This is a genomic window from Kribbella albertanoniae (assembly GCF_004348455.1).
In the GTDB taxonomy this organism is placed as follows: domain Bacteria; phylum Actinomycetota; class Actinomycetes; order Propionibacteriales; family Kribbellaceae; genus Kribbella; species Kribbella albertanoniae.
Genome location: NZ_SMKA01000253.1, coordinates 1 through 14030, shown reverse-complemented (window position 1 = coordinate 14030; position 14030 = coordinate 1). Strand labels below are relative to the sequence as shown.

The 14030-nt window shown below is 68.0% G+C and carries 12 protein-coding genes; 2 read left to right on the top strand and 10 right to left on the bottom strand.

The annotated features are described in order from the left end of the window. Positions 1-3: 3 nt before the first annotated feature. The 9 genes from egtD to E1261_RS35755 all read right to left on the bottom strand — a co-directional run bounded on the left by egtD (position 4) and on the right by E1261_RS35755 (position 11617). Positions 4-969 carry an L-histidine N(alpha)-methyltransferase gene (gene egtD / locus E1261_RS35795; protein WP_132414170.1) on the bottom strand — a complete coding sequence of 322 codons (966 nt, stop codon included), beginning with the start codon at positions 967-969 and terminating at the stop codon, positions 4-6. Further along, positions 969-1712, bottom strand: a complete 744-nt coding sequence (gene egtC / locus E1261_RS35790) for an ergothioneine biosynthesis protein EgtC (RefSeq protein ID WP_132414169.1) — start codon at positions 1710-1712, stop codon at positions 969-971. The genes egtD and egtC overlap by 1 nt, the downstream gene beginning before the upstream one ends. Then, a complete protein-coding gene (egtB, locus tag E1261_RS35785) occupies positions 1712-3052 on the bottom strand; it encodes an ergothioneine biosynthesis protein EgtB (RefSeq protein WP_132414168.1) in 1341 nt (446 codons plus the stop codon). The genes egtC and egtB overlap by 1 nt, the downstream gene beginning before the upstream one ends. Then, entirely contained in the window at positions 3049-4275 is a 1227-nt protein-coding gene (locus E1261_RS35780) for a glutamate-cysteine ligase family protein (protein ID WP_132414167.1), read from the bottom strand. The genes egtB and E1261_RS35780 overlap by 4 nt, the downstream gene beginning before the upstream one ends. A gap of 175 nt (positions 4276-4450) precedes the next feature. Next, complete coding sequence (locus E1261_RS35775; protein WP_132414166.1) at positions 4451-8098, bottom strand: glycoside hydrolase domain-containing protein; 3648 nt, start codon at positions 8096-8098, stop codon at positions 4451-4453. Between the two features lie 64 nt (positions 8099-8162). Continuing rightward, positions 8163-8822 carry a (2Fe-2S)-binding protein gene (locus E1261_RS35770; protein ID WP_132414165.1) on the bottom strand — a complete coding sequence of 220 codons (660 nt, stop codon included), beginning with the start codon at positions 8820-8822 and terminating at the stop codon, positions 8163-8165. Continuing rightward, positions 8819-9595, bottom strand: coding sequence for an ABC transporter ATP-binding protein (locus E1261_RS35765; protein WP_132414164.1), 777 nt, complete (start codon positions 9593-9595; stop codon positions 8819-8821). The genes E1261_RS35770 and E1261_RS35765 overlap by 4 nt, the downstream gene beginning before the upstream one ends. A gap of 1 nt (position 9596) precedes the next feature. Next, a complete protein-coding gene (locus E1261_RS35760) occupies positions 9597-10625 on the bottom strand; it encodes a FecCD family ABC transporter permease (protein ID WP_132414163.1) in 1029 nt (342 codons plus the stop codon). Then, a complete protein-coding gene (locus tag E1261_RS35755) occupies positions 10622-11617 on the bottom strand; it encodes a FecCD family ABC transporter permease (RefSeq protein ID WP_132414162.1) in 996 nt (331 codons plus the stop codon). The genes E1261_RS35760 and E1261_RS35755 overlap by 4 nt, the downstream gene beginning before the upstream one ends. A gap of 73 nt (positions 11618-11690) precedes the next feature. Here E1261_RS35755 and E1261_RS35750 point away from each other — a divergent pair, with 73 nt between their 5' ends. Together E1261_RS35750 and E1261_RS35745 are read left to right on the top strand one after the other, a co-directional pair. Beyond that, on the top strand, positions 11691-12668 hold the full coding sequence (locus E1261_RS35750; RefSeq protein WP_202875322.1) for an ABC transporter substrate-binding protein: 978 nt from the start codon (positions 11691-11693) through the stop codon (positions 12666-12668). Between the two features lie 17 nt (positions 12669-12685). Then, positions 12686-13315: a hypothetical protein gene (locus tag E1261_RS35745; protein ID WP_132414160.1), complete on the top strand. Its 630-nt coding sequence runs from the start codon at positions 12686-12688 to the stop codon at positions 13313-13315. On the opposite strand, the gene E1261_RS35740 is transcribed toward E1261_RS35745, so the two are convergent. After that, positions 13308-14030: class III extradiol ring-cleavage dioxygenase family protein (locus tag E1261_RS35740; protein ID WP_132414159.1), on the bottom strand; the 723-nt coding region annotated here is incomplete at its 5' end. The two genes, E1261_RS35745 and E1261_RS35740, sit on opposite strands and share 8 nt — an antisense overlap.

Genomic DNA, 14030 nt, shown 5'->3' with positions numbered 1-14030 from the left:
GGGTTAGGTGGCTTGCCAGAGGGATAGGGCGAAGCGGGCTTGGGGGTCGGTCCACCAGGCGGTGGGGGTGAAGTTGGCGGTGGACAGTTCTGCCTCGACTCGTTCGGGGCGGAATTTGGCGGAGATCTCGGTGTGGAGTTCTTCGCCGGCCGCGAAGTCGATCTCCAGGTGGACTTCGGGGATGAGGACGCGTTGCGGGCTGGTGGCTCGGAGGCGCATCTCGATCCACTCGTTGTCGGGGTCCCAGCGGGCTACGTGTTCGAACGCTTCCACGTCGAAGTCGGCGCCGAGCTGACGGTTGATCACGCGGAGCACGTTGCGGTTGAACTCGGCGGTCACGCCCTGGGAGTCGTCGTACGCCGCGACCAGGGTGGCTGGGTCCTTGACCAGGTCGGTGCCGAGGAGGAGCCACTCCCCTGGCTCGAGTACGTCGCGGATCGAGCGGTAGAAGGTGGCGCGCTCGGCCGGCAGCAGGTTGCCGATCGTGCCGCCGAGGAAGGCGACCAGTCGGGGTGAGTCGCCGGGGAGCTTGTCGAGGTGGGCGGTGAAGTCACCGACCACGCCGTGTACGTCGATCGTCGGGTAGTCGGCGTTGATCGCGTCCGACGCCTCGCGCAGCGCCGACTCCGAGACGTCGAGCGGGACGAACGTGGTGAGCGTGCCGTGGTCGCGGAGTCCGTCGAGCAGCAGGCGGGTCTTCTCCGACGAGCCGGATCCGAGCTCGACGAGGGTGTGCGCCTTGGTCAGCTGGGCGATCTCGCGGCTGCGGGCCTGCAGGATCTCGCGCTCGGCGCGGGTCGGGTAGTACTCCGGGAGTCGGGTGATCTCTTCGAACAGTTCGCTGCCGCGGGCATCGTAGAACCATTTCGGCGGCAGCCATTTCGCGTCGGCGGTCAGTCCGGCGCGGACATCCTCGCGAAGGGTTCGAGCGGCGTAGTCCGGCGTGAGATGTACGTCGATCTGGGTCACTACGGTCCTTCCATCGGGGTGATGCTCACGGTGGTAGCGGTAGCCACAAGCAACGAGCGGTCGGGGACCTCGTCCCAGTGCCCGGATCCGAACGGTTCCGAACTGACGGTGGTCGAGTCGGAAGTCCGCCGTACCCAGAGCGAATGTGTCCACGTGGTGGCGACGAGCTGCGTGCCGTCGGTGAGCAGCACGTTCAGCCGCGAGCCCGGCGCCACGGCCTCCACCTCCTGTACGACGGATGCCACCACCTCGCCGGCGTCGGCCCCGTCGTGGAGGCGATGCTTGATCAGCGCCCACAACAGCGCGGAGTCGACCGGTGCATCGATTGTCAGCAGATCGGCGACCGGCAACTGCTCGGCCAGCTTCACCGTGGACTCCGGGTAGCCCGGGATCCGGCCGTTGTGACTGAACAACCAGCCCCTACTGCGAAACGGCGCCACCGCCGACTCCTCATGTGGCATCCGATCCGTCCCGTTCCGTACGGCGGCGATCACCGCGCCGGAGGTGATTCCGTCGGCGAGGTCGCGCAGGTTGTCGTCCGTCCAGATCGGCACGTTCCGTCGGTACCGGCGAGCAACCGGACCACCGGCGTACCAGCCGAGGCCGAAGCCGTCGGCGTTCACCGTGCCGCCGCCACGCATGTCGTGCGGGGCCCAGGACTGCTCGTACAAGGAATGTTCCGGGTCCAGCACCAGCGAGGCCAGCGTCACGGGTGGGCCGAGGTAGGCGAGGTGGCGGCACATCAGGCGCGCAGCTCCTCAGGACGCGGATCGCGGGCACAGCGGAAACCGGCGAAGATCTGCCGGCGGATCGGGTAGTCCCAGTTCCGGAAGGTGCTGCGGGCAACCACTTCGTCGGTGGCGAACGAGCCACCGCGGAGGATCTTGTACTCCGGCCCGAAGAAGACCAGCGAATACTCGTCGTACGGGAACGCACGGAAGCCGGGGTACGGACTGAAGTCGCTCGACGTCCACTCCCAGAGGTCGCCGATCAGTTGCTCGACACCTAGCGGCGACGCACCGGCTGGGTAGGCACCGACGGGCGCCGGACCGAGGTGCCGCTGGCCGAGGTTCGCGTGCTGCGGGCCCGGGCTCTCGTCACCCCACGGGAACCGCCGCGTCCGCCCGGTCGCCGGGTCGAACCGCGCCGCGAACTCCCACTCCTCCTCGGTCGGCAGCCGCTTGCCTGCCCACTTCGCGTAGGCCTCTGCCTCGTAGAAGCAGACGTGCATCACCGGCTCATCCAGCGGCAACTGCTCCCGCTTGCCGAACCGCAGCTGCCACCACTCGCCGTCCACGAACTCCCAGAACCGCGGCCCGGTCAGCGACGCCTTCTGGACCTGCGCCCAGCCGGCCTCGGACCACCACTGCGGATCCTGATACCCACCACCGGTCACGAACTGCAGGTAGTCCCCATTGCTCACCGGAACGGTGTCGATCACGTACGGCGCCACCCGGACCGCGTGCGCCGGCCGCTCGTTGTCCAGCGCCCACGGCTCGACCGACGTCCCCATCTCGAGGACCCCGCCGGGCACCAGCACCTCCGGAGCGGCCAGGCGCCGACCGGCCGGTGGCGGTGGCGCATCAAGGACCGGCACGCCGCGCCGCAACTGGTGGGTCGCCAGCATCGTTTCGTCGTGCTGCTGCTCGTGCTGCACGATCATCCCGAACGCGAACCCGTTGTCGACCAGCTCACGACCACCGTCGAACTTCACGTGGTCGAGCACATCGAGCACTTTGTCCCGAACCTCTTCGACATAGGCGCGCGTCTCCACCGGCCCCAGCAACGGCAGCGTCGGCCGATCCGCGCGCGGATGCATGAACGCGTCGTACAGCTCGTCGATGTCCTGTCGCAGCGGTTCCCGACCACCGACGTCCCGGACCAGCCACAGCTCTTCCTGGTTGCCGATGTGCGCGTAGTCCCAGATCAGTGGCGACATCAGCTTCGAGTGCTGCTTGATCAGGTCGTCAGTGTCGACCGCATCAGCCAGCCGAGCAGTCCGCCGCCGCGACCGCTCCAGCTGCTCCCCCACAAACGCCCGCAGGCCCTCATCGGACAGATCGGACAGTTGGTGCTGACTCATGACGCTCGCCTTCTTTGGGTGTCGTCGACGATGTGCTGCAGCCGGGTTGCGACGGCAGCACGAAGCTCAGGGGTGACGCCGGTGCGGTCGAGTAGGTCGATGCCCAGGTCGACGACCTCGGCAGCTGCCTGCGCCACCGGCTTGTCGTTGAGGCCGTCCCGGGCGGCCGGGAACCAGCGGCCGGCGCCGGGCTCGGCTGCGGCCAGCACCTGGTCGATGCGGGTCGGGTCGGACATCAGGGCACTGATCAGCAGGGTCGGGGCGATCCACCCGTCTCCCGGCTGTGTATCCAGGTAGCGCACCTCCAGGTAGCCGCGCGGCCGCACCGGCGGGAACAGCGTGGACAGGTGGTACTCAAGGTCGTCGTACGTCGGTCTGTCGCCAGGCAGCCGGCCTTCGGCCCAGTCGCCGAAGGTCAGCCCGTCCGGTGCGATCCAGCTGTCGCCACGGCGCAGGCAGAGCACCGGCGCCTCCATCGCCGTCCGGGCCCAGGCCGCAGCCGGGTCCCCGTCCAGCGGCGGTGGCTCGGTGAACGGGGCACAGGTACCGAACGTGGCCTCGGTGCGCGCGGAGGCCCAGCCGGTGTCGGAGCCGGCCCGGTGCCGCGAGTTGGCAAACAGTGCGACCAGGGTCGGTCCGAGATCGTGCAGCGCGCGCCAGCGCAGTGCGGTCTGGTCCGCCTCGCCGGCGTCGAGGCAGACCTGGAGTCCCGCCGTACTGCACATCATCCGCGGGCCGTGCGGGCCGACCCGCTCGAAGGCGTGCTCCATCGCCGCGTAGCGCGGGACAGTCAGAATGCGGCGCGGACTGCGGAACGCGTCCAGGCCGTGCTCGCCGAGGACGAGGCCCTCGGACTGCAACAACGCGGCCAGCTCGGCCGCGTCGGCGGCGGTGTCGTCGACCAGCTGCTTGATCGACGCAGAGGCGGGGCCGGAGATCTCCACCTGGCCACCCGGCTCCACAGTGACCAGAGCACCCCGGCCCAGTGGCAGCTGTGGGCTGCCGGGGACCAGGGTGGCGGGCGCGTGCACGCCCAGTGCCTTGCTCAACCGGCCGGCGTCGAGGGGCCGTCGCGGGTCCTCCGCGTGATGAACGGTCCACTCCAGCTCGACGCCGTGCAGCTGCGGAGGGCCGTGCTTGAAACAGACCATCGCGACGTATCCCTCGGCCTCGGCCCGGGAGCCGATCGAGGTCGTCGCCGGAGCACCACCGGACGAGGTCACGTCAGCGACCGTAGCTCTCGGGTCGGCCCCGGACAACCACGTCCGGATTACTCGTCGATGACACCTGCACGATGTGAACCATGCCCCGCATCCTGCAGGCGACCACCGACATTTTTCGTTGCAGATAAGAACTTCCTGGTGGAAGCGCTTCAATCAGCGAGCGACGGCGGGTCCACTACTGGCGGTACAGCACACTCCCGCCCCAGTCGTTGTAGTGCCAGCCGTTGTTCGGGTCGCCAGGGACCCACCACCAGTGCGCCAGCGTGTTCGACTTGCTCTGTGCGAAGTACTGGTGCTGGTTGCCGAAGGCGAAGCCGACCGGATCGGAGTACACCTCACCACCGCGGTCCTCCCACTGCACGATGCCCAGGCCCTGGTCCCACCACCAGTGGTAGAGGGTGTTGTTCGGGCCCCTGGCTACGACGTGCTGCTGTGTGCCCGTCTTGAACGCTGACGGAGCTCCCACGAACTTGCCGGGCGCACCGCCCCACTTCACCTTGTTCAGACCGCTACCGGCGTCCCAGAACCAGTGGAACAGCTGTCCGTCGGCCGCCTGGGCGTACACGTGCTGCTGTCCGTTCCAGACGAACGTCGTCGGGTCGGAGTACGCCTCACCACCCCAGTCGGCGAAGTGCGGCTCGAACTCACCGCTCACCCACCACCAGTGGTACAGGTGGTTGTTCGCACCCCGTGCGACCACATGCAGCTGGTTACCCCACACGTACGTCGACGGTGTGCCGACGATCGGCCCTGGCGCACCGGCCCACCGGTCGAGGCGCAGCTGCCCATCGGCGGGGTCCCACCACCAGTGCTGCAGGTCGGCCGACGACGACCTCGCGAAGATGTGCTGCTGGCCGGACCAGACGACCGCGGTCGGGTCACTGGCCGCGTCACCGCCCCAGTCCGCGTAGTGCGGCGTCGTCTCCCCTTCGATCCACCACCAGTGCTGCAGCTTCCCGTTCAGGCCGCGCGCCACCGCATGCTGCTGGTTGTACCAGGCGTACCCAGTGGTCTTCCCCGAGATCGGACCGCCGCCCAGATCGTCGCGCTTGAGACCGGCCGCGGCGCTCCAGTCCCAGCGGCCCAGCGTCCCGGTGGCGGTCGGCGCGAAGATCACCTGGTGCCCGGCGTTGTTCCGGTCGTCCCACTGGTACGCCGTAGACCCCGGAATCACGTCACCCGGCTGCCCGGCGCCGTACGCCTCGATCTCGTCGACGAAAACACCGGACTGGTATTTGTTGGTCCGCTTCTTGTCGAGCGTCACCCGGATCCAGCGTGCGGTCGCCGGTGCGAAGCCGAGGTCGTACCAGATGCTCGAGGCACCGTTGACGAAACTCAGCCGGCCCCGTTCGCTGTAGTTCGTTCCGTCGTTACTGGTCTCGACCGTGATCATGTCCGGCCGGTAGTCCGGGTACTCCTGGTATGCATGGAAGCGGACGGTCCCGACGGCCTGCGAGTACCCGAGGTCGATGGTCACGGTCGGCCGGACGACGTTGCCGTCCGCCAGGAGCTCGTAGCCGAAGCTCTTACCGTCACCCCAGTTGTCACTCAGCACACCGTCCGTCGCCTCGGTCTTCGCATCGTCCTTGAACCGGGCCGACGGGTTCGTCCGCTCATACGCCTTGCCACCCGCGATGTTCTGCTGCAGCAGCAGGTTGCCAGCCACCTGCAGGTCGAGCAGCTGGTACGGCGTCGCGCCGCCACTGGACGCGGTCGCCTCAACTCGCACGTACCGCGCCTTCACGTTCAGCCCGACGAAGTCGTCCCCACCGGGCTTGGCCTTGTCGTCGATCGGATTGTCGGCCCGCGAGCCGGCCTCGGCCCACTTGGTCCCGTCGAACGAGGTCAGCACGCGGTACTTGCTCGCATGCGTTGTGCCCCACTTCAGCCGGACACCGTCGACCTGCGCCTGCCGGCCGAGGTCGGCCTGGACCCAGTTCGTCCCAGTGCCCGAGGTGGGCTGCCAGGCCGTCGTACTGTCGCCGTCGACTGCCTTGTTGGAGTCACCGCTCGACGCACTGCTCGTCCGGTTCCGCGCCAGGTCCTTGGCCAGCACCGGCAACCCCGCTGCCGCGTCGAGCGCGATCCGCCGTACCCGCTGCATGTAGTCCACGTCCGGCGTGTAGGTGTCGCTCGCCTGCGCCACACTGTTGGCCAGATCGTGGGCCAGACCCGGATTGGTCTTGCCGAGCTTGTTGAGGACCTCCCAGTCCTCCATGCCGTCCCGCAGCGACTCGTAGCGCGTCGACGACTCGATGGTGTGGTTCTCCTTGTCGTACCAGACGATGTGGGCGTCGCCCTTGACATCCTGCTTGTCCAGCGGGGCCTGCCAGTTGCCGTAGGCCCAGTGCAGGTAGCCGGTGGCACCCTTGTTGTAGGCCAGCCACATGGTCTGGCGCTGACTCCACTGGGGCTGGTCGATGAACCTGTTCAGGTGGTTGCCGGCCGGGATGTTGCAGTTGTAGAACCACAGCGGCTTGCCGCCGCGCCGGTCGTCGTCGAACACGTTGCTGCCGTCGGCCTTGGTGGCGTCGGTGTACGTGTGCAGGTTCGGGATCACGATGTCGGTGAGATCCGCGATGTGCTCCGCCTTGTCGTTGACCACCGCGTCGCCGACCTTCGCCTCCGGCCAGTACTGGCGCAGCTTCGCGTGGATGCCGTCCCAGCCTTCGGACCCCGCGCCCGGCTCGTCGCCGATGTGGATCCAGGACTTGTCCTGCCAGCCCTTGTCAATCAGGTGCTGCCGCACCGCCGGGTAGAACTGCCGGTACCAGTTGTCCGCCGCGGCGGTGTTCCAGTAGGGATAGTCGGGCACCGCCTGAGCCGGGTTCTTCGGAATCACCTCGGTCATGTACCGCGGGTACTCCGGGTTGTTCTCCTTGTTCTTCGGGCCGGAGCCGGTGAAGAGCTCGAGTGTGTGCACGACATCCTTGTCCAGGAAGCGCTGCGCGACCTCGTCGAACCTGCTCCAGTTGAACGTGTACTTGCCGTTGGCATCGACCGTGCTGCCGCCGTCACGGAGCAGACTGAGCAGTGGCAACTGCAGGTTGTTCTGCCGGTACCGCTTCATGTACTCGGCCCAGTTGTCGATCAGCTGCCACCAGTCCGCCGAGTAGCGCTTGTAGCCGTAGAACAGCTCGACGGTGTCGCCGTCACCCGGGTCCCACGACGTCAGACCGAGGAAGTTCGTCCACATCACGTTGGTGAACTCACTCTGGTCCGCCGGCGGGATCACCACGTTGCGGGCGTTGACAGTGATCGGCACCGACAGGTCGCCGTTCGTCGTCCGCACTGTGGCCCGGCCGGTGTAGACACCACCAGCGGCCGTGGCGGGAACGTGCACGCGGACCCAGATCGACTGGGTCTGCCCTGCCGGTACGGCGATGGACTGTGCGTTCAGCAGGCGGTCCGGATAGTCACCGGCCCCCTTGCGGACCGTCGGCGTCACGAAACTGTCCGGCTCCCAGCCGAGGACCGAGTTGTGGTTCAGGGAGTGGTACCCGACCGGGTTGTAGGTGATCTCGCTGGCCGCGATGGCATCCGACGGCCCGGTCAGCGGCGTGAAGTCCACGCTGTTCACCGTGAACGCGGCGGGCCCTCGCAGCACGATCTGCGCACCCTCGGAGTCGTTCTTCGCCGTGTCGAGACGGATGTCGTCGCGGGCCTCGGGAGAGCGCCCACTGTCCTTGAAGACCGAGTTGTACGCCGTCTCGGTCCACATACCCGGGAGAGCACCGGCTGCCTCCCTTGCGTGTGCCATCGGCGCCAGGGCCGTCGATGTCACCAGGAGTGCGCCTGTCAGCACTGCACGTATCCACTGCATGCGGAACAGCCTCAGGGCCGATCCGGAACCGGGCAATCCTTTAGACGGAGGTGGTATAGACCATTCAGCGGAACCTGGGACAAGTGGTGCAGGCGTTCACCCTCGGCAGCACGTAGAAGTAGCAGCAGGACGTCCGCAGCTTCTGTTCCAGCGAGACGCCGAACGCCGTGGCCGCTTCACCGGCGTACGGCGCACTGTCCGGCATCCGCAGCGCAGACCGCACCTCGTCGTCCACCGCTCCGAACCGCTGCAGCGAGCCGAGCTTCACCCCGGGCCGGTAGGAGTCCAGAAACGCCTTGGCGTGCTGCTGAAGCTGCGCTGCCGCAGTCTGCACCGGTACGACGCGGTCGGACAACAGCGCGACCTCAATCGGGTAGTGCGCCGTCGGATGCACGCGAAACGCCAGCGCCGCCGGGGAAACCTCCGGTGTGACGCCAACCGCCGCACCGAGCACCCCGGCGACCAGTGCAGGCACCTGGACGTACCACATCAGCGTGAACATCGCCGCGACCTGAACCGGCGGATCGACGCCGTAATCACGCGCATAGTCGGCCGCCACCCGGCTGCGCCACTCAAGCGTCGGATCACCGCCCGCCTGCTGCTCAGCAACGACCTGTGCACAGGACACCCACTCCGGTCCCGGTACGGCGTCCGCCGTCCGCACGGACAGCCAGTCGACCGAGTCGGCCAGGATGTCCACGAGGGAGCGAACGGAGTGGGTCACCCAGCAAGCCTACGATCCGGCACGACGACAGGTGCTCCACCGACCTCCACGACCGTGGCCTGCAGCCCGAACACCTCATCCAGCAGCCCTGAGGTCAGTACGTCGGCCGGCCGCCCCTGAGCCGCAATCGCACCAGCGCCCATCACGACCAGGTGATCGGCGTACTGCGCGGCCAGCGTCAGATCGTGCAGCACGACCACCACAGTGCGACCGGAGGTATGCGCTGCGGCGTGGACGACGTTCATCACGTCCACTGCGTGCGCCAGGTCCAGGTACGTCGTGGGCTCGTCCAGCAGCAGGTGCGCAGTCCCCTGGGCCAGCACCATGGCGATCCAGACCCGCTGCCGCTGTCCACCCGACAGCTGATCAACCGGGCGGTCCCGCAGCTCGGTCAGTTCGACCGCAGCCAACGCCTCGTCGATCGCTGAGTCGTCGTCGGAGGTCAGCCGCCCGAAGAGTCCGCGGTGCGGATGCCGGCCACGCGACACCAGTTCGGCGGCGGTGATGCCTTCCGGCGTCACCGGTCCCTGCGGCAGTACGCCGAGTCGCCGGGCCAGCTCACGAGCGGGCAGCTTGTGGATGTCCTCGCCGTCCAGCAACACGTGACCGCTCTGCGGAGGCATCAACCTGCTCATGCCCCGCAGCAGTGTGGACTTGCCGGACCCGTTCGGTCCGACGATCGCCGTCAACCGCCCGGCCGGCACCTCCAGCGTCAGCCCGGTCACGACTGGCGCATCTGCGCCGTACGCGAGGGTGAGGTTCTCGACGTGCATCTCAACGCCCCTTCTGCTGGCGGCCGATCAAGTGAAGCAGGTACGGCGCTCCGGCCGCGGCAGTGAGCACACCGACGGGCAACTCATACGGTCCGAAGTGGAGCCAGCCCAGACCGTTTCGCGCGAGCAGGTCAGCCAGTACGACGAACACTGCGCCCAGCAACGCGGTTGTCACCAGTGGCGGCCGCTCCATCCGCGTGAGCCGCAGTGCGACCTGCGGAGCCACCAGAGCGACGAAAGCGATCGGACCGGCAGCTGCGGTCGCCATGGCAGCAAGGACGGTCGCCACGATCAGCAGGAGCAGTCGGATGCGCGCCACGCGCACGCCGAGTGAGGACGCCACGTCGTCGCCGAGCACCATGGCCGACAGGTCGCGGTTGAACATGATTGCTACCGGCAACAGCACCACTACAGCGATCAGCACCGGGACGGCGTCGCTCCACTCGCGTGAGTTGAGCGAACCAGCCAGCCAGGCTGCAGCGCGGCCGGCGTCGTTCACATCACCGATCACCAGCATCCAGGCGACCAGGGAGTTCGCAGCGGCGGCAATGCCCACACCGATCAACACCACCCGGCCACCGTCGACCTGACCGCGCTGAATCGACAGTGCGCCTACAACCACGGTGGCAAGGAGTCCGCCGAGTACGGCGGCCAGTGGGATCCCGACCTGGCCCGCGAACCCCGAGATGTTGCCACCGCCACTCCCGGCCAGCACGATCACCGCCACTGCTCCGGCCGAGGCACCCGAGTTCACCCCGACGATGTCCGGACTGGCCAACGCGTTGCGGGACAGGGTTTGCAGTAGCGCACCGGACACGGCGAAGGCGATCCCGACCAGCAGTCCGGTGGCGACTCGGGGCAGTCGCAGGTCCAACACGATCAGTCGTTGCCCACGGCGACCACCACCGAGCAGTACGTCGATCACGTCGGCGATCGGGACCTTCGACGTACCGATGCTCAACGACAGCAGGGCTACAGCTACCGCCAGTGCCGCGAAGAGCAGGCTCAGCACGACTGTGCGGGATTTCACAGCACCACCGCCCGGCGGCGAACCACCAGCACGAACAGCGGCGCACCGACGATGCCGAGCACCACACCGGCCTGCACCTCACCAGCACCGCCGATCAACCGGCCGACCAGGTCTGCGAGCACCATGGCGCTCGCACCGACCAACCCGGCACCCGGGATCAGCCAGGTGTTGCGGGAACCGAAGACCTGCCGAGCCACATGACCAGACAGCAAGCCCAGGAAGCCGATCGGGCCACAGGCAGCGACTCCGGCCGCAGTGAGCAAGCCGATCGCACCCAGCCCGATCAGACGGGCTCTGGGGATCGACAGCCCGAGTCCCGCGGCCACATCCTCACCGAGCGCCAGCAGGTCGAGATCACGTGCGTTGAACGCAGCGAGTGCCAGGCCGATCACCGCGAACGGCAGCACCTGACCGGCAACGTCCAGACCACGTCCTGCCACCGATCCGACCGCCCAGAAGCGATAACTGTCCAGAGTGGTGCTGTCCAACAGCACGATCGCCGAGGTCATCGCACCGAGTAGCGCAGCGACCGCAGCACCCGTCAGAGCCAGCCCGACCGGAGTGGCACCACTCCCCCGCGACGCCAGCCGCTGCACGCCGTACGTCGCCAGTAGCGCGCCCGCGAGTGCTACCCAGACTGTTTCGCCGACTGACTCGACCACTCCGAGCTGTAACCCGAGGACTACAGCAAAGGCAGCCCCGGCGCTCACACCGAAGATGCCTGGCTCGGCGAGCGCATTGCGAGTGTGGCCTTGCATCAGAGCCCCCGCGACACCAAGACAGAGACCGATGAGGACGGCAACGATCGTCCGAGGCGCCCGCAGACTCCGAATGATCACATCCGGGTCGGAGCCGTCGTTCGCCGTCAGCGCGTGCCAGAGCGCGCCCGGACCGAGCCAGCGCGACCCGAATGCCAAGCTGGCAACGAAGACCAGCGCGAGTATGACGATCAGCACTACCAGGAACACTGTGCGCCGAGCAGGGGACGACATAGGTTAGCGTTGCCTTACTTGTCAGAGGTCGTCAGTCACCTTACGCGACCCCATGTCCCACCAGGAGAGACCCGTGCGTCTGCACCGCATTACTGCCCTGTTCGCCGTCACCGCGCTGGCCCTGACCGGCTGTGGCTCGTCGGACGACGGTAAGACCCCGGAGGCGTCCGGTTCGTCGACCACCGGCTTCCCGCGCACGGTCGAGCATGCGATGGGCAAGACTGAGATCCCGGCCAAGCCGAAGCGGGTCGTCGCCCTGGACGCGAGCTTCGTGGACGCCACGCTGATCCTGGACACCCCGGTGGTCGGCTACACCGACTACCGCAGCATCAAGGACAAGCTGCCGGAGTACCTCGGTGCCGACCGGGACACGCTCGGTAAGGACGCCCAGGCGGTCGGCACGCTGGCCGAGCCGAACCTGGAGAAGATCGCCGACCTCGACCCGGACCTGATCATCACCGCCAAGGTCCGGCACGAGAAGCTCTACGAGCAGCTGTCGAAGATCGCGCCGACGATCATGTCGGCGACCACCGGGCCGACCTGGAAGGACAACATCCGGCTCGAGGGCAAGGCGCTCGGCGAGGAAGCCCTGGCCGAGAAGGAGATCACGTCGTACGAGACCGCGGCCAAGGCCGTCGGGACCGCGATCAACACCAAGGCGTCGAACCCGACCGTCTCGGTGGTCCGGTTCCTCGACGGGCCGACCCGGCTCTACCAGAAGGCGACCTTCTCCGGCATCGTGCTGAAGGACGCCGGCCTGGCCCGGCCGAAGTCGCAGGACGTCGACGGGTTCGCGCTGGAGATCGGCCCGGAGCGGATCAAGGACGCCGACGCGGACGCGATCTTCGTCACCACGTTCGCCGACGACAAGGGCGTGGGCGCGAAGACGGCCGGCGAGTTCAAGGCCAACCCGCTCTGGAAGCCGCTCGCCCCGAAGGTGCACGAGGTCCCGGACCTGACCTGGATGACCGCCGTCGGCCTGCAGGGCGCCTGGGTCATCCTCACCGACCTCGCCAAGACGTTCGGCGTGGATGCGCCGGTCAAGCCCTGACTCGATAGGGTCGGGGTGTGACTGTTCTGACTCGGTGGCATGTCGGGCCGTGGACCACTCGGGGGACGCTGCCGGGCATGCCGCTCGAGCCAGGACTGAAGCGCACCCCGGACGAGCTGAACTTCGACATCGTCGGCCTGGCTCGCATTCTGGGCCGACGGCTGTCCGGCCGGGACGAGCTCCAGGTCCGCCTCTGGCAGAACGAGCTCCGCCCGACCCACACCCGCCAGTGCGGCGTCCACACACTCGCCGACCCGGAGCTGCTGCGGCAGACCGCTGACGAGGCCCTGGCGTGGCTGGCCGAGCGGGCGCCTGCGGGCTACGAGTTCGTCCGCACCGACGCAGTTGAGCTGCGTCCGCTGCTGGATCTGACCGCACCGGTCGTGGCCGTCGACGCTGTGATCCAGCTGGCCGACGTACACCTCCCGGCCGCCCGGCTCGCCGCCTCCCATGTACGGCGCTCGTCCGCCGGCGACTGGTATGCCGGGGACGCGGTCTGCCGCTGGTCCGGCCCCCACGACACAGTCGAGTCCGCAGTGGCCGCCGTACAGGCCGCTCGGACTGAGCTGGTCGAGCAGCTCACCGCAGCCGGTCGTGAGGACCTCGCTGCCACCGCACCGCGCTGGCCGGACGTACCGGTCAGCTGAAGCTGGCCACGAAGTAGCCGACCCCGTACGGCGCCGCGTCGTACAGGAGGTCACCCCGCAGCTCACCAAGCGCCCCAGCCAGCACCTGCCAAGGCGCCCGCCCGGCCGCTTGCAGCTCGGTTGCTAGGTCGGCGTCGAGCGCAGCCAGTACGTCGGCGTCGGCAGCACGCAGTGCCGCAGCCACCGTCTGGTCGAAGATCTCCGCGCGGGGGTGCAGGTGCACCGGCGAGTGCTCACTACGCCGAGGAGCCCCATCCCCCATTACCAACAACCCAACCCGCCGCGTGCCCGCAGCAATCGTCCGCCCGAGCTCAGCACACACAGCCGGAGCAGCCGCCGGATCAATCGCCCGGTACGTCCGCGGGAGAGCAGCCGCCTTGGACTGCTCCAGCAACCAACCCCCGATCGCCAGAGAGAGCGGCAGCACCGCATCCCCCTCCCCGAACCGAACAGAAGCAGCGCCGTACGCCCCGAACCCACCACCCGCCGACCCGCCGTAGACAACGCCTGGCCCGATGCCGACGGAGTCGGCGAGCACGTCGGCGGGGCTAGGGCGAGAATCCCCATCCCCCGAACCGCGGTGGAGTCCGGGCGGCGCGGAGCCGATGACCAGGATCTCGTCGGCGGTGGCTAGTTGGTTGACGGCTGTTAGACAGGCGGCTCGGAGTTCGTCCAGGTCGGGGGCGGCGCCGGTGGCTACTTCGGGGACCAGGAG